The 21,504-nt window shown below is 71.1% G+C and carries 23 protein-coding genes, 2 pseudogenes and 1 riboswitch; of the genes and pseudogenes, 6 read left to right on the top strand and 19 right to left on the bottom strand.

The window, feature by feature from the left end:
* Positions 1 to 23 precede the first annotated feature (23 nt).
* Positions 24 to 551, top strand: coding sequence for an NUDIX hydrolase (locus tag IEZ15_RS17880; RefSeq protein WP_189277976.1), 528 nt, complete (start codon positions 24 to 26; stop codon positions 549 to 551).
* Between the two features lie 349 nt (positions 552 to 900).
* Here IEZ15_RS17880 and IEZ15_RS17875 read toward each other — a convergent pair whose 3' ends face one another.
* The gene (locus IEZ15_RS17875) at positions 901 to 1,845 is read right to left on the bottom strand and encodes a M56 family metallopeptidase (RefSeq protein WP_189277975.1); all 945 of its coding nucleotides are present in this window, start codon (positions 1,843 to 1,845) and stop codon (positions 901 to 903) included.
* Entirely contained in the window at positions 1,842 to 2,174 is a 333-nt protein-coding gene (locus tag IEZ15_RS17870; RefSeq protein WP_229845958.1) for a BlaI/MecI/CopY family transcriptional regulator, read from the bottom strand. Before IEZ15_RS17870 ends, IEZ15_RS17875 begins: the two co-directional genes overlap by 4 nt.
* Positions 2,175 to 2,429: 255 nt before the next feature.
* Here IEZ15_RS17870 and IEZ15_RS17865 point away from each other — a divergent pair, with 255 nt between their 5' ends.
* The 3 genes from IEZ15_RS17865 (at position 2,430) to IEZ15_RS17855 (ending at position 4,401) form a co-directional block, all read left to right on the top strand.
* Entirely contained in the window at positions 2,430 to 3,098 is a 669-nt protein-coding gene (locus tag IEZ15_RS17865) for a DedA family protein (RefSeq protein WP_114242859.1), read from the top strand.
* Positions 3,098 to 3,700, top strand: coding sequence for a phosphatase PAP2 family protein (locus tag IEZ15_RS17860; RefSeq protein ID WP_189277973.1), 603 nt, complete (start codon positions 3,098 to 3,100; stop codon positions 3,698 to 3,700). The genes IEZ15_RS17865 and IEZ15_RS17860 overlap by 1 nt, the downstream gene beginning before the upstream one ends.
* Before the next feature lie 77 nt (positions 3,701 to 3,777).
* Positions 3,778 to 4,401, top strand: a complete 624-nt coding sequence (locus IEZ15_RS17855) for a phosphatase PAP2 family protein (protein ID WP_189277971.1) — start codon at positions 3,778 to 3,780, stop codon at positions 4,399 to 4,401.
* A 339-nt stretch (positions 4,402 to 4,740) separates the two neighbouring features.
* On the opposite strand, the gene IEZ15_RS17850 is transcribed toward IEZ15_RS17855, so the two are convergent.
* From IEZ15_RS17850 to IEZ15_RS17815, 8 genes are all read right to left on the bottom strand, one after another.
* A complete protein-coding gene (locus IEZ15_RS17850) occupies positions 4,741 to 5,061 on the bottom strand; it encodes a DUF6191 domain-containing protein (protein ID WP_189277969.1) in 321 nt (106 codons plus the stop codon).
* A gap of 113 nt (positions 5,062 to 5,174) precedes the next feature.
* Positions 5,175 to 6,215: an NAD(P)-dependent alcohol dehydrogenase gene (locus tag IEZ15_RS17845; protein WP_189277967.1), complete on the bottom strand. Its 1,041-nt coding sequence runs from the start codon at positions 6,213 to 6,215 to the stop codon at positions 5,175 to 5,177.
* A 61-nt stretch (positions 6,216 to 6,276) separates the two neighbouring features.
* Positions 6,277 to 7,050, bottom strand: a complete 774-nt coding sequence (locus IEZ15_RS17840; protein WP_189277966.1) for an SDR family NAD(P)-dependent oxidoreductase — start codon at positions 7,048 to 7,050, stop codon at positions 6,277 to 6,279.
* Positions 7,047 to 7,718 (bottom strand): TetR family transcriptional regulator, encoded by a 672-nt coding sequence (locus IEZ15_RS17835; RefSeq protein WP_189277964.1) that lies wholly within the window; start codon positions 7,716 to 7,718, stop codon positions 7,047 to 7,049. Before IEZ15_RS17835 ends, IEZ15_RS17840 begins: the two co-directional genes overlap by 4 nt.
* A gap of 88 nt (positions 7,719 to 7,806) precedes the next feature.
* Complete coding sequence (locus IEZ15_RS17830; RefSeq protein ID WP_189277962.1) at positions 7,807 to 9,021, bottom strand: PP2C family protein-serine/threonine phosphatase; 1,215 nt, start codon at positions 9,019 to 9,021, stop codon at positions 7,807 to 7,809.
* Positions 9,022 to 9,199: 178 nt separating this feature from the next.
* Positions 9,200 to 9,976: a GNAT family N-acetyltransferase gene (locus tag IEZ15_RS17825; protein ID WP_189277960.1), complete on the bottom strand. Its 777-nt coding sequence runs from the start codon at positions 9,974 to 9,976 to the stop codon at positions 9,200 to 9,202.
* Entirely contained in the window at positions 9,973 to 10,893 is a 921-nt protein-coding gene (locus tag IEZ15_RS17820) for an NADP-dependent oxidoreductase (protein WP_189277958.1), read from the bottom strand. Before IEZ15_RS17820 ends, IEZ15_RS17825 begins: the two co-directional genes overlap by 4 nt.
* A 141-nt stretch (positions 10,894 to 11,034) precedes the next feature.
* Entirely contained in the window at positions 11,035 to 11,946 is a 912-nt protein-coding gene (locus tag IEZ15_RS17815) for a TIGR03619 family F420-dependent LLM class oxidoreductase (protein ID WP_189277956.1), read from the bottom strand.
* A 676-nt stretch (positions 11,947 to 12,622) separates the two neighbouring features.
* Here IEZ15_RS17815 and IEZ15_RS17810 point away from each other — a divergent pair.
* Both IEZ15_RS17810 and IEZ15_RS44740 read left to right on the top strand, forming a co-directional pair.
* On the top strand, positions 12,623 to 13,531 hold the full coding sequence (locus IEZ15_RS17810) for an RNA polymerase sigma factor SigF (RefSeq protein ID WP_189277954.1): 909 nt from the start codon (positions 12,623 to 12,625) through the stop codon (positions 13,529 to 13,531).
* A 13-nt stretch (positions 13,532 to 13,544) separates the two neighbouring features.
* Positions 13,545 to 13,769 (top strand): annotated as a pseudogene (locus IEZ15_RS44740) (sulfite oxidase); the annotation flags it as partial.
* A 69-nt stretch (positions 13,770 to 13,838) separates the two neighbouring features.
* On the opposite strand, the gene IEZ15_RS17805 reads toward IEZ15_RS44740, so the two are convergent.
* From IEZ15_RS17805 to IEZ15_RS17765, 9 genes and pseudogenes are all read right to left on the bottom strand, one after another.
* Positions 13,839 to 14,747 carry an NAD(P)-dependent oxidoreductase gene (locus IEZ15_RS17805; RefSeq protein ID WP_189277952.1) on the bottom strand — a complete coding sequence of 303 codons (909 nt, stop codon included), beginning with the start codon at positions 14,745 to 14,747 and terminating at the stop codon, positions 13,839 to 13,841.
* Between the two features lie 54 nt (positions 14,748 to 14,801).
* Positions 14,802 to 15,386: an adenosylcobinamide amidohydrolase gene (locus IEZ15_RS17800; protein WP_229845944.1), complete on the bottom strand. Its 585-nt coding sequence runs from the start codon at positions 15,384 to 15,386 to the stop codon at positions 14,802 to 14,804.
* A 199-nt stretch (positions 15,387 to 15,585) separates the two neighbouring features.
* Positions 15,586 to 16,320: pseudogene (locus IEZ15_RS17795) on the bottom strand (cytochrome P450); the annotation flags it as partial.
* A 196-nt stretch (positions 16,321 to 16,516) separates the two neighbouring features.
* Positions 16,517 to 17,305 (bottom strand): ABC transporter ATP-binding protein, encoded by a 789-nt coding sequence (locus tag IEZ15_RS17790; protein WP_114242872.1) that lies wholly within the window; start codon positions 17,303 to 17,305, stop codon positions 16,517 to 16,519.
* Positions 17,302 to 18,393, bottom strand: a complete 1,092-nt coding sequence (locus tag IEZ15_RS17785) for a FecCD family ABC transporter permease (protein ID WP_373302580.1) — start codon at positions 18,391 to 18,393, stop codon at positions 17,302 to 17,304. The genes IEZ15_RS17790 and IEZ15_RS17785 overlap by 4 nt, the downstream gene beginning before the upstream one ends.
* Positions 18,390 to 19,457 (bottom strand): ABC transporter substrate-binding protein, encoded by a 1,068-nt coding sequence (locus IEZ15_RS17780; RefSeq protein ID WP_189277949.1) that lies wholly within the window; start codon positions 19,455 to 19,457, stop codon positions 18,390 to 18,392. The genes IEZ15_RS17785 and IEZ15_RS17780 overlap by 4 nt, the downstream gene beginning before the upstream one ends.
* Positions 19,458 to 19,492: 35 nt before the next feature.
* Positions 19,493 to 19,681, bottom strand: a riboswitch (cobalamin riboswitch).
* Positions 19,682 to 19,759: 78 nt separating this feature from the next.
* Positions 19,760 to 20,983, bottom strand: a complete 1,224-nt coding sequence (locus IEZ15_RS17775) for a beta-ketoacyl-[acyl-carrier-protein] synthase family protein (RefSeq protein WP_114242873.1) — start codon at positions 20,981 to 20,983, stop codon at positions 19,760 to 19,762.
* Positions 20,980 to 21,258: an acyl carrier protein gene (locus IEZ15_RS17770; RefSeq protein ID WP_189277947.1), complete on the bottom strand. Its 279-nt coding sequence runs from the start codon at positions 21,256 to 21,258 to the stop codon at positions 20,980 to 20,982. Before IEZ15_RS17770 ends, IEZ15_RS17775 begins: the two co-directional genes overlap by 4 nt.
* Before the next feature lie 86 nt (positions 21,259 to 21,344).
* Positions 21,345 to 21,491 carry a hypothetical protein gene (locus IEZ15_RS17765; RefSeq protein WP_189278187.1) on the bottom strand — a complete coding sequence of 49 codons (147 nt, stop codon included), beginning with the start codon at positions 21,489 to 21,491 and terminating at the stop codon, positions 21,345 to 21,347.
* Positions 21,492 to 21,504: the final 13 nt, after the last annotated feature.

Here is a 21,504-nt window from a genome sequence, read left to right as displayed (position 1 = left end):
TACCGGGACGCAGACTTGGCGGCATGCCATCCCAGAAACGTGCCACGCGCAGTGCGGGTCTCCTTCTGTTCCGCCGACCGGACGGGGCCTCGTCCGGCAGTGCCGGTTTCGAGGTGCTCATCGGACATATGGGCGGCCCGTTCTGGGCAGGCCGGGAGAACGCGGCGTGGTCGATCCCCAAGGGTGAGTACGGCCCTGCCGAGGAACCCGCGGCCGCAGCCCGCCGTGAGTTCGAGGAGGAGTTCGGCCGTCCGGCGCCGGACGGTGAGTGGGTGGCGCTGGGTGAGGCCCGTCAATCCGGCGGCAAGACCGTGACGGTGTGGGCGATGGAGGCGGATCTGGATACTGCGGCGGCCGTTCCCGGGACGTTCACCATGGAGTGGCCGAGGGGGTCCGGTGTGCTGCGCGAGTTCCCGGAGATCGACCGGTTCGCCTGGTGCACGCCCCAGGAGGCCGCGGAGCGGCTCGTCACGGGTCAGCGGATCTTCCTCGACCGGCTGCGGGAACACGTGGAGTACGGACGGGTGACGCCCGCTCAGGACGGGCCCTGAGCAAGGGTTTCGCCGTCTGTGCGGTTGATCTCCGGGCTGTGCAGGTGGTGTTCAACCGCGTCCTGGCTCACCCGGAGCCGTTCCCGGCCGGACGGCCGCCGTGCAGGGCGGGGCTGCCGGACGGGCGGAAGGGACTGCGTCACGCGAGGGTGGCCCCTGGGGTCCCCCGGCGACGCTCAGCGTCGCGCGGCAGCGTCCGTGCCCGGAATCGGCGAAAGAAGTAGTACGAACCCATGGCGTTCGGTGCAGCCAAGGCCGTTGGAGCCGCCCACGGGCTTTTCGGGCAGCTCCGGCCGACGGCCCGGCCCAGGAGAATCGGCGGCCTGCGGCGGCAGCCCGCCGGGCGAGGTCAGTGCTGTGGGTTCTCGCCCTGGGCCGCTTCGATGCTGTTGTGCAGATCGCTCGTCGCGTCGAGCGCAGCGGCGCCGGAGACGACCAGGCAGGCCAGCAGAGCCGCAGCGGCCGCCCGGCCGACGCGGGGTCGCGAGGCGCTCCGGCCGAGGAGTGCGGCGACGCGGCGCGGTACGGGCCCGGCCGCTGCGGCGAGGGCCACTCGTGGGCGAGACCGCGCGGCGCCTTCGGCGGCGCGTGCGGCGAGGGCTGCTCGGCCGATGGCCCGGGCGGCGACCCTGCGGTCGCCGACGGCGGAGGCGGCAGCCTCGTCGGCGCAGCGCTCCAGGGCGTAGCCCATGGGCGCGCGCAGGGAGCGCAGCGCGGGGTGGCAGAGTGCCGCCACTTCGGCGGCGGCGATGAAGAGGTGGTGGTGGCCCGCGAGATGGGCGCGTTCGTGTGCCAGCAGGGCGTCGCGTTCGGCGGGGTCCAGGGCCCGCAGCATCCCCGTGGTAACGACGATCCGGCCGGGAGTGCCGGGACGTCCGGGCAGCGCATACGCGTCGGGGCGGCTGTCTCGCAGGACGGCCAGCTCGCCACCGCTGTACTCGGACGGCTGCGCGGACCGGTGCAGCTCCGCCCAGTGGCGGCGGGCGGTGCGGGTGACGGCGGCGGCGCAGCCCGCGAGCAGAGCCAGTGCGGCAGCCGCGAGGGGCACTGCGACGGCGGGAGCGGCATCGGAGAGCGGCCTGACGAGTTCACCGAAGGCGGAGACGGCGGAGAACCGGGTCGCGCCGGGCACCACCAGCAGGGCCAGGGCGAGCAGGCTGCACAGGGCGAGGCCGATGCCCGTCGAGGCAAGCAGTCGTACGGCCCGCACCGGCGACAGGGCGTCTGCCAGGCGACGGGCTGCGGGTACCGCGACGAAGGGCATCAGCAGCGGAACCCACACGGCATAGATCACCGGGCTTCTCCGTCGAGCAGGTCCCGGAGCAGTTGCTCGTCCTCGTCGGTGAGCTGTGACACGAATCGGGCCAGCACCGTGCTGCGGTCCTCCTCCTTCTGCAGTTCGCTGTGCATCCGGCGGGCGGTCAGTCCGGGTGCGTCCTCGGTGGGGGTGTAGGCGAATCCGCGGCCTGCGCGGGTTCGGGTGACCGTACCCTTTTCGTAGAGACGCGACAGGATCGTCGTGACGGTGGTGCGGGCGAGAGCCGCCCCGATCGCACCCTGCACCTGGCCAGGAGTAAGCGGGGTTTCGGCCGCCCACAGGGCCGCCAGGATCGTGGACTCCAGCTCGCCGGAGGGGCGCCGCTCCGATGCGGCGTGGTGCGGCGACGGGCGCTCCGGTCCGGCCTCCGTTGCCGGTCCGGGGGCCGGTTCGCGGTACGAACGGGGGGCGGGTTCTCCGCTCGATATCCCCTTCACCTGGGACATGGGAACTCTCCTCCGCCTTCGGGCGTCTACAGTGATGTAGACCGTCTACGTCACTGTAGTCAGTCCGGGCGTTCCCTGGAGCCGCCCGCTCACCATTATGGGAGAACTTCCACCGTGCCCGTATTCTCACTGGCGGCTGCGCCACAAGCGGTGAACCTGCTCGATGCAGGTTCACTGCTCGGAGCGTTCGGTGCACTCGGCATCGCCGTCGTGCTCTTCGCCGAGACAGGACTTCTCGTCGGCTTCTTCCTGCCCGGCGATTCCCTCCTGTTCACGGCGGGCCTGCTGTGCGTGTCGGGCACCCACGGCCCGGTCCAGCTGTCGTTGCCGCAGGTGCTGATCGCCGCCGTGGCCGGCGCGCTGCTCGGTGCACAGGCGGGCTACTGGATCGGTCGCCGCGGTGGCCGGGCCCTGCTGGCCCGCAGTCGCGCCAAACGGCTGCACGAGGGCGCCGCCCGCGCCGAGGAGCTGCTCGGCAGATACGGCCATGCGCGGGCGATCGTGCTGGCCCGCTTCGTACCCGTCGTACGCACGGTGCTCAACCCGCTGGCCGGGGCGCTCAACGTCCCTGCCGGGCTCTTCACACTGTGGCAGGTCGTCGGCGGGGCGGTCTGGACCGTCGGACTGGTCCTCGCGGGATACGCACTGGGGTCCTCGGTACCCAACGTCGACCGCTACCTACTGCCGATCGTCGCTGTCGTGGTCGTGGTCTCCCTCATCCCGCTCGCCGCCGAACTGCTCCGCTCCCGCGGCCGGGGCACTGCCGAAGGAGACAACAGCTGATGCTTCTCGCCTCCACCGCCACCTCGATCGACGGCGGCCTGTACACCTGGATCACCGAGCTGGCCCAGCGGTCCCCGACCGCTCTGGATTCCGCCATCCGCGTCTGGTCGGACTACGGACTGGCGCTGTTCGCCCTGCTGATGCTCGCGTCCTGGTGGCGCTCCCGCTCCGCAGGCCCCGCCCGTACCGCCATGGCGCTCTGTACCCCGCTCGTCGTGGTGGCCGCGTACATCGTCAACGATCTGGTGAAGTCGGCCTTCCATGAGCAACGGCCGTGCCAGACCCTGCATGTCGTGACGGTGGAGGCATGTCCCGCACTCGGTGACTGGTCCTTCCCCAGCAACCACGCCGCCATCGCGGCGGCCGCGGCGATGGCGATCTGGCTGACCGATCGCCGGCTCGGGGCGCTTGCGGTGCCTGCCGCTCTGCTGATGGCGGCGTCCCGGGTGTGGATCGGTGTGCACTACCCGCACGATGTGCTGATCGGGCTGGCCACCGGCGCGCTGGTCGCCTGGCCGCTGACGGTCGCGGCGCGGCGCTGTGCCCCGGCGGTCGTCCGGCTGCGCGAAAGCCCGCTGCGCCCCCTGGTGGCGACACGGTGACCGAAGACGCTTCGGCGGTCGCGCGCGCCCGGTCCGTGCCCGTCGCGTTACCGCTACGTGCACCACTGGGAGCCGTTGTGATCGGGCTGCTCGGACTCATCGCGCTCGCGGCTCTCGTCCTGGCCACCCGGCACGGCTCCCCGCCCGCCCTGGACCGGGCCGGCCACGACTGGTCTCTGCGGCATCGGCCGCCGGGCCTCGTGACGACCGCCCGGGCCGTCACGGCCACCGGTACCGGAGTGTTCGCGTACGGGACAGCGGTGGTCGCCGGGCTGATCGCCGGCCGTGACACCCGCCGACGGCTGGGGTACGCGGCAGGCGCCCTGGCCCTCCTGCTGCTTGCGCAGGGTGTCCGCTACGCCCTCATGGAGCTGATCGCCCGGCCCCGCCCGCCGCTGGGCGACTGGGCCACGCACGCCTCGGGCTTCGCCTTCCCTTCCGGGCACGCGACGACGTCCTCGCTGATGGCCGGCCTGCTGCTCACGGCGCTCGGTCTCCGGACGCGCGGCGGGACCGGGCCGCGTCCCCTCCGTACCGTCGTCGCCGCGCTGGTGGTCTGCTGGGCCGCGGCCGTCGGTCTGAGCCGGGTTCTGCTCGGCGTTCACTGGGTGACGGATGTACTCGCCGGATGGCTGTTCGCCACAGTCTGGATCGGGCTCGGGACCGCGCTGATACGGAAGACACTGCCGCTCCCGCAGTGACCGGTCCGTTCAGGCCCCACCCCCATAGAGGTTCCGTGTGATGCCACTCATCTCTCCCGCACGTGCCACCCGTGTCATCCGTCCACCGGTCGTGCCGCGTCTGCTCCCGCTCCTCCAGCGACGGCTGACCTGGCAACCGGAATGAACAACAGCAGCGCAGGCGCGGTACTGGCGGCGACCAATCCGCCGAGCAGCCCTCAGGTGCTCCTGCCCGTTCTCGGGTACAGCCTGTTGCAGAAATGCGGGGCGGGGCCAGCGGACTCGGTGCTGCGCCGCAGGGCCGTCGCCTCCTGGGGTCTTTTGTTCGGACCCCGGTCCGATCCAAATGAGAGGCCCTGGCTAGCTCCCGTGGCCGGGCAGGCGGATGACGGCGAGGCCGCCGTCGAGGTCGACGCTGGAGCGGTGGGGCGGCGCGCCGTCCTCCTCGTCGTCGCGCAGCAGCAGGGCGCTTTGGCGCTCCTTGAGTTCGCTCTGTTTGCCGGGCGAGAAGGTCGCATGCAACTGCTCGAAGCCGGTCGCCGACACCTGGCCCCGGCGTGCGCCGTTGCGCCAGGGCAGCAGACCGGCACGGCCTGCGCGCAGCATCAGCTGGTCGAGGAAGGCGACGACGGTCAGCCCGATCACCAGTCCGGGCAGCGTCATCAGCGCGACGAATTCCATCTGCCCAGTCTCATCGCTGTACGGTGCGGTGCACATCGGTCGCGGGTATGACCGTGCGGGCCGTCGCACTGCTCGACGGCCCGCACGGTCCTGGGGATCAGGGCTGTGGCCGGTCAGCCGTTGGGGAGGATGACCGCGCGGCCGTTGATCTTGCCGTGATGCAGCCGCTCGTACGCCAGGGGCGCCTCGTCCAACGTGTAGGTCTCGACGTGGACCTCGACCGATCCGGCACGGGCGAGGTCGAGTACCTCGGCGAGCTCGGAGCGCGACCCCCAGTACGGGGAGGTCACCGTCGTGCTGTACGGCAGTGAGCCGAAGCCGACCGGCAGCGCACCGCCGCCGAGGCCGACGATCGTGACATCGGAGTCGATGGCGGCCGCGGCCCCCGCCGTGGCGACGGTGGGAGGTGCTCCGACGAAGTCGAGGACGACCTGTGCGCCGGCACCGCCGGTCAGCTCACGGATCGTCGCCGCGGCGTGTTCGTCGGAGAGCACGGTCTCGTGGGCGCCGACAGCGCGGGCCAGGGTGAGCTTGTCCTCCGAGACGTCCAGGGCGATGACCCGGACGGCCGTCATGGCGCGCAGCAACTGGATCGCGACGTGGCCGAGGCCACCGGTGCCTATGACGACGGCGGTGGCACCGGGCACCAACTTGGGCAGGGACCGCTTGATCGCGTGGTACGGGGTGAGGCCCGCGTCGGTGAGCGGCACGGCCTGGACCGGGTCGAGGTCACCGAGCGGCACCAGGTGGCGGGGGTCGTCGACGATCATGTACTCGGCCATGGCGCCGGGCGAGCCGAGTCCGGGCGGGGTGATACCGAGTGCCTTGGCGCGCAGGCAGTAGTTCTCCTTGCCCTCGGCGCACTTGATGCACGTACCGCAGCCCCAGGGTCCGTAGACCGCGACGGACTCGCCGATCGAGAGGCCGCTCACTCCGTCGCCGAGTGCGGCGACGGTGCCGACGCCCTCATGGCCGAGGGTGAGCGGCAGCGGGAAGGGGATCTGCTCTGCGGGCCGGCTCATCACGGCGATGTCGGAGTGACAGACACCTGCGGCGGTGACCTTGAGCAGCACCTGGCCGGGGCCGGGCGACGGGTCGGGCACGGTGACGACTTCGGGTGCTGAGCCGACGGCGCGGTACTGAACGGCCTTCATGGGGTTCTCCTCACTGCTTTCTTTGTGTTCTGTCGCTCGCCCCCGTTCCCCCGTCCGCCGATCAGGAGGCGGAGTAACCGCCGTCCACCAGGTGGTAGCTGCCGTGGATGAAGGAGGCGCGGTCGGAGAGGAGGAAGGCGGCGAGTTCGGCGACTTCCTCCGCCTTGCCGAGGCGTCCGGCCGGGTGCAGCGAGATGAGGTGGTCGCGGTCCTGGCCGTCCGTGTTGCGCAGCAGCGGCGTGTCGATGAAGCCGGGGCCGACGGCGTTGACCCGGACGTTCTGTGCCGCGTATTCGAGGGCGGCCGTCTTGGTGAGGCCGACGACACCGTGCTTGGCTGCCACGTAGGCGGGCGATCCCGCGAAGCCGTTGGTGCCGAGGATCGACGACATGTTGACGACGGCGCCGCCGCCCGCCGCGACGATTGCGGGAAGCTCGTAGCGCATCGAGTGGAAAACGCCGCTGAGGTTGGTGGCGACGACCCGGTTCCAGTCCTCGATCGCGTACTCACCGGTGGGGTTGCTGGGGCCGCCGATGCCCGCGTTGTTGACGGCGAGGTGCAGGGCACCGAACGTGTCGACGGCGAATCGCACGCCGGCTTCCACGGACGCCGGGTCGGTCACGTCCATGGCGACCGCGGCGGCCTTGGCACCGGCGCTCTCCAGTTCGGCGACCGCCTCGCGGGCGTTGGCCTCGTCGTAGTCGGCGACGACGACGGACGCGCCGCCTGCGGCCAGCCGGTGGGCCAGGGCCAGTCCTATGCCGGAGGCGCCACCGGTTATGAGAGCGGTCCTGCCGGCGAACTCTTGGTCGGCGGGGGTGAGGGGGGTACTCATCGGATTGCGTTTCCTTCCGTGGTGCTGTGCGGCGCCGGCCCGGCGGGAAGCTGCGTGAGCAGTTCCCCGGAGAGGGCGTCGAAGGCCTGCCCGACCAGTCGGGGCAGGTTGTCCGGTTGTCCGCCGCGGGCCCAGGCGGCCTGGGCCGCGAGGAGTGCCCCGGCGCCCGCGGCGACCGTGACGGCGGGACGGATGTCCAGCCGCGGGTCGACTCCGAGCCGGTCTGCGACGATGGCGACCGAGTCCTCCTGGGCGTCCACCCGGATGTGGTGGAATGCGGCGTAGAGGGTCGGCTCCTGCTCGGCGAGGACCAGCAGGTCGAAGATCCGGTCGCGGCGGTGCCACGGCTGTGCGTCGGGGTCGTCGAGCCAGGCGAGGACGGCGCGGCGGTAGGCGGTGAGCGGGGGCTCCTCGGCGGGGCGTGCGCGCAGGGCGTCGTTGATCCGGTCGCCGTCGCCCCGGAGCGAGTCCAGGACCGCGCCCTCCTTGCTGGTGAAGTACCGACTGAAGGTCCGCCGGTCGACGTCCGCGCGTTCCGCGATCTCCTCGACCGTCACATTCTTCAGGCCTCGGTCGAGTACGAGCTCGAACGCGGCCTGCGCCAGTGTGTCCCGGGTCCTGCGGGCCTTGCGGCTCCGTCGCTCCGGGGTCTTTCGTTCCGGATTCATGAGTGCACCGTACACCTAAAAAATGTCCCGACGCGACAGAAGTCTCGTCAGGACATTGGATCAGTGCCCGGTTACCCCGCCGGCTGCTCTACCGGCCGCTGAAGGTCTCAGCGGCCCGACGAGCACCGTGGCCGGTCGTCACGGGCCGGTGGCGGCTGCCTGCCGGTGCCCGGCGCAGGGCGAGGGCGGCGATGTCGTCGCGTCGCACACCTCCGGAGAAGGACTCCAGGTCGGCATGGAGCGCGTCCAGCACCTCGCGCGGCCCGCGGCCCGCCCAGTGGCCCAACCGGGCGTCCAGCGGATAGAAGGCGCCCGATGCGTCGCGGGCCTCGGTGACCCCGTCGGTGAAGGCCAGAAGCGTCGCGCCGGGCGGGAAGTCCAGCCGTTCCGCGACCCGCGCCTCCGCGCTGAGCTCCGCCATGCCCAAGGGAACGGATGTGCGCCGCAGCGGAAGCGGGCAGGCCACGCCGTCGTGCAGCAGCCGTGGCGGCAGATGGCCGCAGTTCACGGCCTGAACCCGGTCCTCCCCGTCGAAGCCGAGCACCAGAGCGGTGACGAAGCGTTCGATCTCTCCGGTCTGGGCGGAGAACGCGTTGTGCCGGGCGACCGCGTCCTCCAGCGCATCGACCACTCCGGTCAGGGTGGGCTGGCGAATGGCCGCTTCCCGGAACGCTCCGAGCACGGCGAAGCCTGCCCCGATCGCGGCGAGCCCCTTGCCCTGGACATCCCCGATGATCACCCGGGTTCCGTAGGGCGACTGCACGACCTCGTAGATGTCACCGCCGACCAGGCGGTCCTCCTCGATCGGCGTATAGATGCCGTGGGCAAAGATCTGCTCGGTCAGGATGGGCAGCGGGCGCAGAATCTGCCGCTGGAGCGCAACGGCGGCGGAGCGCAGTCTGGCTATTTCGGCGGCATGACGGAGCCGCAGCGCGCAGGAGCCGACACCCAGGAAGCAGGCCAGCACGGTGAAGGCGACGCTGCTGGTGATGTCCCAGAACGTCCCCCCGGTCACCAGCCGAGAGCAGACGACGACGGTCATGATCCAGGTGGCCACGCCGACGGTCTGCCGGATCGTTCCGAAGACCGAAACGAGTGCGGGCACGACCACGAGGAGCGGTATGAGGCGCAGCTCGTCGCCGGTCCGGACGTCGAGGACGGCGACCAGGGCGGTCAGCAGCGCCAGCCCGCCGAACAGTGCCCCATTCCCGATCCGGGGGGCGAAAACGGCTTCCTCCCCCGCGTCCGTACCAGGGAGCGCCGCTCCACGCGTCGCCGCTCGCTGCTGGAGCCCGATCGTCACGGCCCATTCCTCCCGGGATCTGCCGGCCCCGCGCCGACGTTCGCTCCCAGTCCATCCGGTTCACAGGAGGCAGCACACGAGGCTTACGGCCCCTTGGAGCGCGCCGAAGGTCCCGGAACCGGGAATGGCAGTGACCTTCGGCCCGGAAGTCCCGGGACGAAGGTCACTGTGTCGCGGTTCAGCGCACGGCTGCCGCACGGGCCTCACCGTCGCGGCGGGCGCCGCCGGTTCCCGGCAGGCGTGTCGGCGGATGTTCCGGTACGAGCGCCGAGAGGAAGGACGTCCGGCGGCGGAGCACGAATCCCAGCGATTCGTAGAGCCGGACGGCATTGGTGTTGGAGGCGGAGGCGTGCAGGAACGGTGTTTCGCCGCGCTGCCTGATCTCGTGGGCGACGGCGAGGACGAGCCCGCTGCCGAGTCCCTGCCCGCGCACGGACCCGTCCGTGCAGACGCCACTGATCTCGCTCCAGCCGGGTGGGTGGAGGCGTTCGCCCGCCATCGCGACGAGCGCTCCTTCGCGGCGGACGCCGAGGTAGGAGCCGAGCTCGACCGTACGGGGCAGGAACGGCCCCGGGCGGGTGCGGGCGACCAGGTCGAGCATCTCGGGCACATCGGTGGGTCCGAGCCGTACGGCCTGCGGAAACGGGGCCGCCGCGACCCCGGCGTCGACGAGCTGGACACCCTCGGCGTGAAAGGTGATCTCCCAGTCGTCCGGCGGCGGTTCACGGAAGGCGGTGATGGTGACGGCGCCACCGGGGCCGGCGAGCGCTGCTGCGTCGGCCCAGTCCTCGGCCTGCGGCACGTCCGGGATCGCGACCCAGGGGGCCACGTCCGCCGGGTAGCGCAGGATGCGGCCACGCTCCTCGGCGAAGTGGGCGTGCGGGCCGGTCAGTGCGGCGCGGACCGGGTTGTCCAGCGGATGCGTGTCATCCCCGGTGACATCGGGCGCGCTCATGCGATCGCCTCGATCACGATCTTCCCGCGCGCATGTCCGCTCTCCACGGCGCGCAGCGCTTCTCCCGCCTCAGCGAGCGGGAAGGTCCCGGTCACATGCGTCCGCAGGGCGCCGGTGACGACGAGGTTCGCCACCTCGTCGAGGACCGCCGCGGTGCGGGCCCGTGCGACGGCCGCCCCGCCGAGCTCCACAGCCAGTGGCTTGCCTCCGGCGCTGATCAGCGTGGCCGGGTCCGTGAGCAGCGGGGCCACGGCCCTCAGGGTGTCGCCGCCGACCAGGTCGAAGACCGCGTCGATGCCGTCTGGTGCCGCTGCCCGGACCCGGTCGGCGAGAGCAGCGCCGGATTCGACATGCACCGCGCCGAGCGACTCGATGAATTCCTTCTTGGCCGCGCTCGCGGTACCGATGACATGGACACCAGCGTGGCGGGCGAGCTGTACCGCGGCCGTTCCGACACCGCCTCCGGCCCCGGTGATCAACAGGGTCGACCCGGGGGCGAGTCCGAGCTGGCGGATGCCGTCGTACGCGGTGGCCACCGCGACCGGCAGCACGGCCGCGTCGGTGAACGACAGCTCGGCCGGCTTGTGCGCTGTCACGGCGACGGACAGCAGCGTGTACTCGGCGTACCCACCGGTCAACGGGTTGCCGAAGACCTCGTCCCCGACCGCGAATCCTTCGACCCCCGGACCCACGCCCTCGACGACTCCGGCGGCCTCGCTGCCGAAGACGGTGGGGAACGGCTGCGGCTCACTGCCGGGCCTGGTGTACCCCGTACGCAGCTTCCAGTCGACCGGGTTGACCCCGGCCGCCCGGACGGCGACGAGCAGCTCGCCGGGGCCCGGCACCGGCACGTCCTGCTCGATGAGGGCCTCCACCTCCGGTCCGCCGTTGCGGGTGAACACGTACGCCTTGGGCATGAGCTCCCTCTCTCCTGGTCATGGCAGCGACGGTTCACGGCACCGACGGCCGGGCCGGTCACCGGTCGCTACAGCAGCAGGAAGGTCCTTTTCCGTGCACGTATTCCCGGGCCGGTGAAGTGTTCATCGGGCCGCAATGATTCAGCGGACGCCGCCCGTGACCGGGTCCACGACCTTGTTCACGAGGAGTTCGAGAAGCCGCCGGTCGTCACCCGCGGTGCGGCGTTCGGCGGGTGTGTCCGGGTTGACGTCGAGCAGCACGTGGGTGGCGCCCAGCTCGCCGAGTTCCGCCAGATCGGCCCGGATCCGGTCGATCGTGCCGTGCCCGGCGGGGCGTTCACTGCCGAGGAGTGCGTCGGTGACACGGATCTGTAACCGGGGCACGAGCGCGGGAGCCGGGCGCCGGACCCGTTCGGCCTCCTCGGTGATCACCGGCAGCCCGGCCCGGATCGCGTCGAGCGGCAGCCGGTACGGGTGCCAGCCCTCACCGAGCCGGGCGGCGCGGCGCTGGGCAGCGGCCGAGTTGCCACCGACCCAGACGGGCAGGCAGGGGGCGGATGCCGGCGCGGGCGCGGTCCGTACCCCTTGGTACGAGACGTGCTCACCCCGGAACGTCGTGGGGTCCTCGGTCCATGCGGCGCGGATGGCGGCCAGGTATTCGTCGGTGATCCGTCCCCGCTCGGCGAAGGGCACGCCCAGCGCCTCGTACTCGGCCCTGGACCAGCCGATCCCCGCGCCGAGGATGAACCCGTCGGCGTTCAGGTTGTCGATATTGGCTGCGAGCCGGGCCGTCTGCAGAGGGTGCCGGTACGGAATCACGGTGACGGTCGTACCGAGCACCAGACCTGGTACCCGCCCGGCGATGTGCGCGGCAAGTGCGAACTGGTCGTAGAACGGGGCGGGATACGTCTCGTGCACGTCGGGGGTGACCGCGATGTGATCGGAGATCATCGCGAAGGAGTACCCCAACTCACGTGCGTCCACGGCCTGTTGAAGGAGACTTTCCGGGGTGGTGCCGACACCGAAATTGAGTGTGTTCACGCCGAATTTCACGATCGGAGCCTAACAACCGGACGTGTGCGGACGTCGATGCGGGGAAGGTGGGGACGGCCGCCGACTCGCCCTTCGCCTGGAGTCGGTTCGGCATGCTCGGTCGACCTGGAAGCAGCTCTGCCGCTCCTGCGCCACGGTCGCCATGTCCGGTCTCGACGCACTCGTCGACAGCCTCGCGGCTCATGGGTCGACGAGCACGGCACCGGAGGGAAGGCTCGAGTTCTGAAGGTCGTCGAAACTCCGCGTGATCGGTCACTCCACAGACATGGGCTCGGCAGACATGGGCTCGGCACGCGGAGTCCTTCGGGCGGAGCCGATGCGCCGGTGTTGCGCGCCACCGGGGGGGGCGAACAACCCCCAGGGTTCTGCAGTCCGGGCATCGGGCCGCAGTCGGGGCACCGTCGATTTCGACTCAACTACCGCTGGATATAAGCCGGTCGGTCCCGATGCGCCGTCGGCTGTGGCAACCTGGAGGCGACCGCCCCACCGGGCTCCCCCGTACCGGTGGGGCGGTTCTGGTGTCCGGTGCGCCTCGCCTGCACAGACATGACGAGGGATCACGACGATTCCCGGCCATTGATGCCGTGTGACCTGATCGACTTCCGCTTTTCCGCATGGGAGCCCCCTCCGGGGGCAGACGCATACACCTCACCTACGACCAGGGGAGCGTGACGAGATGACGGCGCACACTGCGCAGACTGCCGGTGCGGAGCGAGCGGAGAGTGCACGGTCGACGCCGACGCGGGAGCCTGTCGGGGACATCGGCGACCTGCCGTGGATCGAGGACGCGGGGAAGATCGCCCCGCCGGATGCGCGTGAACTGTCCAGGCTGTTCTTCGACCGGCTCCAGGTCCTGGAGGAGGGAACCCCCGCCCATCAATACGCGCGCAGCACCCTCATCGAGATGAACCTCTCCCTTGTACGGTTCGCCGCAGGACGGTTCCGCAACCGGGGCGGCGGCGACATGGAGGACATCGTCCAGGTGGGCACCATCGGGCTGATCAAGGCCATCGACCGGTTCGATCTCTCGCGCGAGGTCGAGTTCACCTCCTTCGCGGTCCCTTACATCACCGGCGAGATAAAACGGTTCTTCCGTGACACCAGCTGGGCGGTGCATGTCCCGCGCCGGCTGCAGGAGTTGCGCGTCGACATCGCCAGGTCCAAGGAGTCCCTGGCCACGCAGCTCGACCGCGACCCCACCGTTCCGGAGCTGGCCGAACAGCTGGGGCTCAGCGAGGGCGAGGTCACCGAGGGCATCGTGGCGGCCAACGGGTACACGGCCGGTTCGCTGGACATGCCGGCCGATCCGGCGGACGCGGGCCGGCGAAACGCACCGGGGCGCACCTTCGCCGATGTCCTGGGCGGACCCGATCCCGCCATGGAGACGGTCGAGAATCTGCATGCACTCGCGCCGCTGCTCGGCGATCTCGACGATCGTGAGCGTCGCATCATCGACATGCGTTTCGGCCAGGAGATGACCCAGTCCCAGATCGGCACGGAGCTCGGCATCTCGCAAATGCATGTGTCGCGGCTGATAAGCAGGATTCTGCGGAAGCTCCGCAGCGGAATGCTCGTCGAGGAGTGATCTGAGCGGATTCAGCACCGAAGAGGGCGTCCGGTGGCGGCGTGCGCGGCTGCGCGACGGGCCGAGGAGCGGGAGCTGGGTCCGCCGGTCGGCCGACTGGCTACCGAGGGACCGTGGTACGGCCGTCCTGCCGGCGCGGGCGACGGACCGAACGGGCCTTACTCGGCCCGGGGTTGCCGTTCACAACACGCAGGGCTACCTGTTCGATGCCGTGGTACGGCACGAGGTGCAGGTTCTGACGGCTCTACGGGCCCGGCGGTGCCGGAGCGGATTGCTCCGGCACCCTGGGCGGACCGTCCGGCGGGACTCAGTCACCGTCCTTCTCCGGGGCGCGGCCCGCGTAGTAGGTGGCGATCATGTCCTCGCCGCCGTGCCCCGCCGCCTCGGCGCGGGCGAAACGGTCGGCCGACGCGGCGACCAGGTCCAGCCGCACCCCCGACTCCTGCGCCGCGTCCAGGATGAGGCGGCTGTCCTTGAGCGCGTTGGACACGGAGAAGCTCGGGGTGAGGTCGCCGGACAGAAGGGCGGCGGACTTGCCCTGAAGGTAGGCGGAGTCCAGCGGGCCGCCTCTCATGACGTCGAGGAACGTCTGCGGGTCGATCCTCAGTCCTTCGGCGAGGTTGAGGCATTCCGCGATGTTGTTGACCATGGTGATCACCCAGGTGTTGACCACGAGCTTCAGCCGCGAGGCCGCTCCGGGAGTCTCCGCGACCCAGACCGTTCGCTGCCCGATCGCGTCCAGCACCGGGTTCACCGACGCCCGGGCGGTGGAGGGACCGGACACGAAGACCGTCAACGTGCCCTGTTCCGCAGGTTGTTTGGTACCGGAGACCGGTGCGTCCAGATAGACCAGACCCGCGTCCGCCGCACGCCGGGCGAGATCGGCGGTGGCGTCGAGCCCGACGGTCGAGCTCTGGAGGAGCACCTGGCCGGTACGCAGCCCGGGCGACGCGGCGGTCAGCGCGGCGGCGACGGCAGGGCCGTCGTTGAGCATGGTGAGGATGACATCGGCACCGCGTACGGCTTCCTCGGCCGTCTCGACGACCGTGGCGCCGTCGGCGGCGAGCGGGGCCGCCTTGGCCTGCGTACGGTTCCAGGCACGGACGTCGAGTCCGGCCCGGAGCAGACTCCGGGCCATGCCTGATCCCATGATTCCGGTGCCCAGGACGGCGACCGTCGGCCGCCGCGGGGCGGCATCGGCAGCGCTTGAGGTCATGAGAGGACTCCCTTCATCGGCCGCGCCCCGGTCGGCTCGCGGCGCAGTGGGCTCTCAGGATTGCCGCAGCGCGCCTTCGAGGACGGCAGCGTGCACGGCCCTGGCGAGTCGTGCACCCCAGCGGGAGCGGGGCCCTGCGAAGGGTTCGCCGGGGGTCGCACCCGGGGAGGGGGCGGCGATGCAGACGGCGTCGGTGGGGGTGCCGGAGCAGTCGAGTCCCGCATCCAGGAGTGCCTGGACCTTGGCCTCGGTCGCAGTGGCGACCGCGTTGACGAGTGCGGCGTCGGAGAGGGCCACCGGCAGGGTGACGACGATATTGACCGTGCCCGGCCGCGACGGTCCCTCGGTGCCCTCGGTCGGGGCCGCCGCCCAGCCGCGTACGCCGAGTCCGCAGGTCGCGGTCGCCGTCACCCCCTCGTCGGCCGCGACTGTGTACGCCGTGACGTCGGCGGCCGTCATCATTCCGGCGCCAAGTCCGCCGAGGTGTTCCGCGGCGGCGATCTCGGCGAGGTGACGGTCGGGATCCAGACGCGGATAGCCGCCGGGCACCTGGGCGTTGAGGATCCAGGAGCGCGGGCCGATGCCACCGCCGAGCACGGCGCTGCTGCACACCCGCCACCCCGGCCCGAGGCGCCACACCAGATGGTGAATGTCCAGGCCGTCCTCGTGCCGGGTCAGCAGTTCACCGCGCTGTTCGGGCAGCCGGATGCGTACGGAACGGATGAGGCACCCCCGGTGGCACGGCAGGAGACGGCAGGACGGCGCAACGACGGTCGGCCCTTGGCCCGTCGATCATATGCGCCGGGGATCTTCGGTCAGTGACGGGCACGCTGCCGGGCCGGAGACGTACCGGAAGCGTCTCCGCGCTGTTGCCCACGAAGCCCGCACGGCGGGGCAGCGCGGTCCCGGGGACGGCCGGATCCAGCTGGGGGAAGCGGGTGAACAGCTGCTCCAGGGCGATCACGGCCTCCATCCGGGCGAGCGGCGCGCCGAGGCAGTAGTGCGGTCCGTGGCCGAGCGAGAGGTGCCGGGCCGCAGTGGCCCTGACCGGTCTGGTCACGTCGAACCGGTCGGCGTCGGGGCCGTGTGCGGCCATGTCCCGACCGGCGGCCGAGTATCCGGCAAGCACGGGTGTGCCTTGCGGTATGACGGTGCCGTCGAGGGTGAGGTCGCGGGTCGGACAGCGGAACGGGAGGTAGCTGACCGGGCTGTCCCAGCGCGGTGTCTCCTCCACCACGTCCGCCCGGCGTGCCCCGCCGGACCTGACCAGACCGAGCTGGTCGGGGTGGGTGCACAGCGCCCGTACGGCGTTGGTGATGAGGTTCGGCGTGGTCTCGTGTCCCGCGGTGATCAGCAGGAGCGGAGTGCCGATGAGCTCGTGCTGACCGAGCCTGCCGCCGCCCTCGTCGCGGGCGGCGATCAGGGCGCTGGTCAGGGCGCTGGTCAGATCGCCGCCCGGCTGCTCCGCGCGGGCCGCGGCCACCGCTCCGAGCAGGGCCACCAGCTCCCGGTTGGCGGCCATCGCCTCCTCGGGGCCGGTATCCGTCGCGACCATCTGGCTCGACAGATGGTGCCGGTCGACAGCACCGGCAGGAAGGTGCCCTGCCGGTGTTCACGCGGTTTTCCGCACGGTCAGGAGTCCGAGCAGTTACCGCTCGGTGATGCCCCCTCCGTGCTGCGCGTCGATCGGAGCCCGGATGCGGTTCTCCGGCGTCGCGCCCGCCCTACCGGCCCCGCCACGGCACCTGCCGCGCCGGATCCTCCGGCCGCTACGGCCGCTCCGGCAGGAAGCGCACCGAGGGCCGTCCGTCCGGGCCGTCGGGAGTGACCCGCGCCCTGACCCGGTAGACGTCGGCGATCAGCTCCTCGGTGATCACTTCCGCCGGGGTCCCGGCGGCCACTACCCGCCCCTCCTTCATGACGACGATCCGATCGCAGAACATCGCGGCCAGATTGAGGTCGTGCAGAGCGATCACACCGGTGAGGGGCAGCGAGGTGATCAGCGACAGCAGGTCCAACTGGTGCTGGATGTCGAGGTGGTTCGTCGGCTCGTCGAGCAGCAGTTCACGCGGCTGCTGGGCCAGTGCGCGCGCTATCTGGACACGTTGCCGCTCACCTCCGGAGAGGGTGTGCCAGGACTGCTCGCCGCGATCGGCGAGACCGGTCCGATCCAGGGCTTCGCGCACCGCGTCGTCGTCCGCCCGGCCGGGTGCCGACCAGGCCCTGCGGTGCGGGATGCGCCCGAGGCGTACCACGTCCAGGACGCTCAACTCGACCTGGGTGACCGCATGCTGGTCGACCACGGCGACCCGCTGGGCCACGGTTCGGCGACCGATCTCGTCGAGCCGCCGGCCGTCGAGGGTGACCACGCCCGCATCCGGGGCGAGGACTCCTGCCAGCACCCGCAACAGGGTCGACTTGCCGGAGCCGTTCGGCCCGATCAGCCCGACGGTGGCGCCGGGCGGCGGGGTGAGGTGGACCCCGTCGAGGATGAGGCGGCCGCCCGCCTCCCGGCTGACCCGCTCGGCACGCAGCCCCTCAGTGGCTCCACGCGTCATGTGATCCTCCGGCTGCGGTACAGGACCAGGACGAACGCGGGCACGCCGATGAGGGCGGTGACGACTCCCACGGGCACTTCCTGCGGGTCGAGGACCGTCCTGGCGAGGGTGTCGACCCAGACCAGGAACACTGCCCCGGCCAGGGCGGTGACCGGCAGCAGCCGCCGGTGCCCGGAGCCGCTGAGCGCACGGGCGGCGTGCGGCAGGACCAGACCGACGAAACCGATGGCGCCGGCCGAGCTGACGAGCGCGGCGGTCAGCAGCGCGGTCGTGCAGAGCAGCACGATCCGGGTGCGCGCGACATGGACGCCGAGTGTGGCGGCGGCGTCCTGGCCGAACGCGAAGGCGTCGAGCGTACGGGCGTGGCCGAGGCAGATCAGCAGCGTCACGACGAGAACGGCGGCGCAGATCCACACATCGCTCCAGCCGACCCCGCTGAGCGAGCCGAGCAGCCAGAACAGCACCCCGCGGGTCTGCTCTGCGTCGGCGGCGGTCATCACGACGAACGAGGTGAGCGCGGAGAACAGTTGCATGGCCGCGACACCGGAGAGGACGACCCGGTCGGTCGTGCCGCCCAGGGTGTGACTCAGCAGCAGAACGAGGGCGAACGAGCACAGTGCGCCGATGAACGCGCCGGTCGAGATCGACATCGCTCCCCCGCCGACACCGAGGACGACAACCACGACCGCGCCGGTCGACGCACCGGAGGAGACGCCGAGGACGAACGGGTCGGCGAGCGGGTTGCGGAGCAGGGACTGCATGACGGTTCCGCACACCGCGAGCCCGGCGCCGCACACCGCGGCGAGCAGGGTGCGCGGCATGCGCAGGTTCCAGATGATGCCGTCCCGGATCGGGGTGAGCCGTGACCGGCCCCAGCCGAGGTGGGAGGCGACCGTGGACCAGACATCGGCGACGGAGATACGGGCGGGGCCGACGGTGACGGCGACCGCGACGGACAGCACGAGCAGTGCGATGCCACAGGCCCACAGGGCTCCGCCGCGCAGCTTCCGTATTCCCGTGCCACTGCGCACGGCTGCTCGGGAGGCCCGTGGCGCGTCCACCGCCGTGGCCCGTTCGGTGTCCGTCACCCCGCGAATCCGAATGTGCGCAGCCCGGCGGCGACGCGTTCCACACCCTCGACCGTCCGGATGGACGGGTTCATGGCCTGGCCGCTCAGCAGGACGTATCGCTTGTGCCTGACGGCGTCCATGTTCTTCGTGACGGGGTTGGACTCCAGGAATTCGATCTTCTTCGCGGCACTCTCGGCGGTCTGTGCCTTGCGGGTCAGGTCGCCGATGACCAGGACGTCGGGGTTGCGGTCGGCGACGGTCTCCCAGCTGATCTGGGGCCATTCCTCATGGGTGTCGTCGAAGACGTTCTTCGCGCCGAGTTCCCTCGTGATGATGCCGGGAGCTCCGCAGCAGCCGGCCAGGTACGGGGCCTTGGAGTCGGAGAACCAGTAGAGGAGGGTGGCGTCGGAGGCGTCGACGCCCTCGGTCGCCTTCTTCACCCGGGCCCGCAGCTGCGCCACGAGCGTGTCGCCGCGTTTCTGCACGCCGAACACCTTGGCCAGGTCGCGCACTTCTTCGTACACGCTGTCCATGGTCAGTGGCGCGGTACGGGCTCCGTCGCCGCCGCCGCTGTTGTCCTTGCCGGTGCAGTCGGCGGGCGAGACATAGGTGGGGACGCCGAGATCCTCGAACTGTTCGCGGGGCGCGACGCCGCCCTTGGCGAGCGTCGACTCGAACGACGCGCTGATGAAGTCGGGTTCCTGGTCGAGGACCTTCTCCGACGACGGCCGGTTGTCCGCGATCCTGGGAACCTTGGCGTTGGCCTTCTCCAGGCCCTTCATCACCGGGTCGGTCCAGGTCGAGGTGGCGGCCAGCCGGTCAGCGAGGCCGAGGGAGAGCAGGATCTCCGTCGAGCCCTGGTCGACCGAGACGGCCCGGTGCGGTGCGGCTTCGACGGTGACGGTGCGTCCACAGTTCTTCAGCGTCACGGGATACCCGTCGGCGGAGCCGGACTTCGCGGCGGAGCTGCTCGTTCCGCCCCCGCAGGCGGTCAGCAGGACGAGTCCCGCCGAGAGCAGGGCGATGGTGCGGACAGGGCTGGCTATGGACGGCACGGAGTCCCTCTGCGTCTCGGGGCTCATGCGCGGAGCCCGCTGTACGGAGTCCTGCACCCGGTACCGGGTCGCAGGTGCCAGCAGGTCTTCGGACTCGGGCTCCTACGGACGGGACGCCTTCCCAGGACACCCGCGGGTGGTCCCAGTGGCCGTGGCCCCGCCCGTCCCCCTCACCGCTGCGCGTCAGTTCCGGATTCTCACCGGATTCCCTGACCCCTACGTGGAGTTTGACTGGCTTCGGCAAGTTATCACGAGCCTCCGCGCAGCTCATGGGCGGTGTGGCCGGTGGTACGCCGGGCTGGGCTCCCGTCGCACCACCTGCCCGATGCCTACGGACGCTGAAGAGCGATCACGGCGTTGTGCCCGCCGAAACCGAAGGAGTGGCTGACCGCGCGCCGGATGGGCTGCCGCAGGGGTTGCCTGGTGACGCAGTTGATGTCGAACTCGGGCGCCGGGGTGTCCAGATTGGCGATCGGCGGTACGACTCCGCGCTGGAGCGTCAGGACGGTCAGTCCGGCCTCGATCGCTCCGGCCGCGCCCATGCAGTGGCCGAGAACGCCCTTCGGGGCGGTGACGGGCGGCCGGTGCGGGTAGACCCGGCCGATGAGGGCGGCCTCGGTGGCGTCGTTCATGGGTGTCGCCGTGCCGTGCGCGTTGACGTGCTCGACGTCCTCGGCCGCCCAGCCCGCGTCGTGCAGCGCCGCCTCGACCGCGGCCTGGGCGACCGCGCCGGAGGGGTGCGGGCTTGTGGGGTGGTGGGCGTCGGTGGTGGCACCGGTCCCCACGAGCAGTGCCCGCGGCGCGGCGCCCCGGGCTGCGGCGTCGTCCGCCCGTTCCAGCACCATGACGGCGGCGCCCTCGCCCATGACCAGCCCGGCACGGTCGGCCGCGAAGGGCCGGCACCGCCTGGCCGGTTCGCCGTCCGCCCGGGCCGCGGCTCCGGACCGGGCGAATCCCGTCATGGCAACCGGGTAGACGATCGACTCGGTGGCTCCGGCGATCGCGATGTCGCACTGCCCGGTGACCAGCAGATCGCGAGCCACGGACAGTGCGGTGGCGCCGGACGAGCAGGCGGTGCACGGTGCCATGCTGGGGCCGGTGGCCCGCAGCTGGATGGCGATCTCGGCCGCGGGCATGTTCGGAATGGTGAGCAGGATGCCCGACGGCGAGGTGGCATCCGGTCCGTGCCGGTCGAGTACGACGGCCTGCTCGGTCAGTGAGGCGGAGCCTCCGCTGCTGGTGCCGACGACCACCGCGACCCTGCTGCCCTCCCACTGCGCCGGGTCGAGGCCGGCGTCGGCGACCGCCTCCCGGGCGGCGAGAACGGCGAACTTGACGTACTTTCCCATCCGGAAGGACGTGCGGCCGCCGATCGCGGCGTCCAGATCGATACCGTCGACCGTGCAGGCGAAGTCGATCGCGCACCCTTCGAGTGCCGCGACGGTACGCACCGGCGAGACTCCGGCGCACACACCTTTCCAGGTGGATTCGGTGTCGTTGCCGACCGGGGTGATCATTCCCAGGCCTGTTACGGCGATCGCGGGCCTGTTCATCGGGCGTTGCTCGTCGGTGCCTCGCCGCCCAACGGCGCCCCGCTGCCGGCTGCCGCGTCGATGTATCGCGTGATGGCGGCAAGGGTGGCGTCCTTGGAGAGCTCGTCGAAGTCCCTGTCGCCGCCCATCGTCTCCCGGATGAGGACGGCGAACTCGGCGACGGCGAGGGAGTCCATCTCCAGGCTGTCCATCGTGGAATCCGGGCGGATCTCGGCGACGGGCACTTTGAAGGTGTGTGTCAGAACCTCGGTGATCTTGGGATGAATCGCACTCATGAGCTTCCTCTCCGTCATTCGGTACGGCTGCCGGGGACGGCGGGGCACCGTCCCGACGCCGAATCAACTGGGTGACGTGCCTCCAGTTACGCCTTGTGCCGAACCGATTCGCCACCGCCCTGCTGCGGCTGCGTGATCCACCGGGCCAGAACGGCGGCCGTACCCCAGAAGACCAGCAGCACAACGCGGACACCGAGCGCCTCGGCCGTCTCCCGTACCCGCTGCGTCCGCACAGCTGTTCCCGTC

Source organism: Streptomyces atratus (assembly GCF_014648655.1).
GTDB classification, from domain to species: domain Bacteria; phylum Actinomycetota; class Actinomycetes; order Streptomycetales; family Streptomycetaceae; genus Streptomyces; species Streptomyces atratus.
Note: the sequence above shows the minus strand (reverse complement) of the source record. Positions and strands in the feature narration are given on the sequence as shown.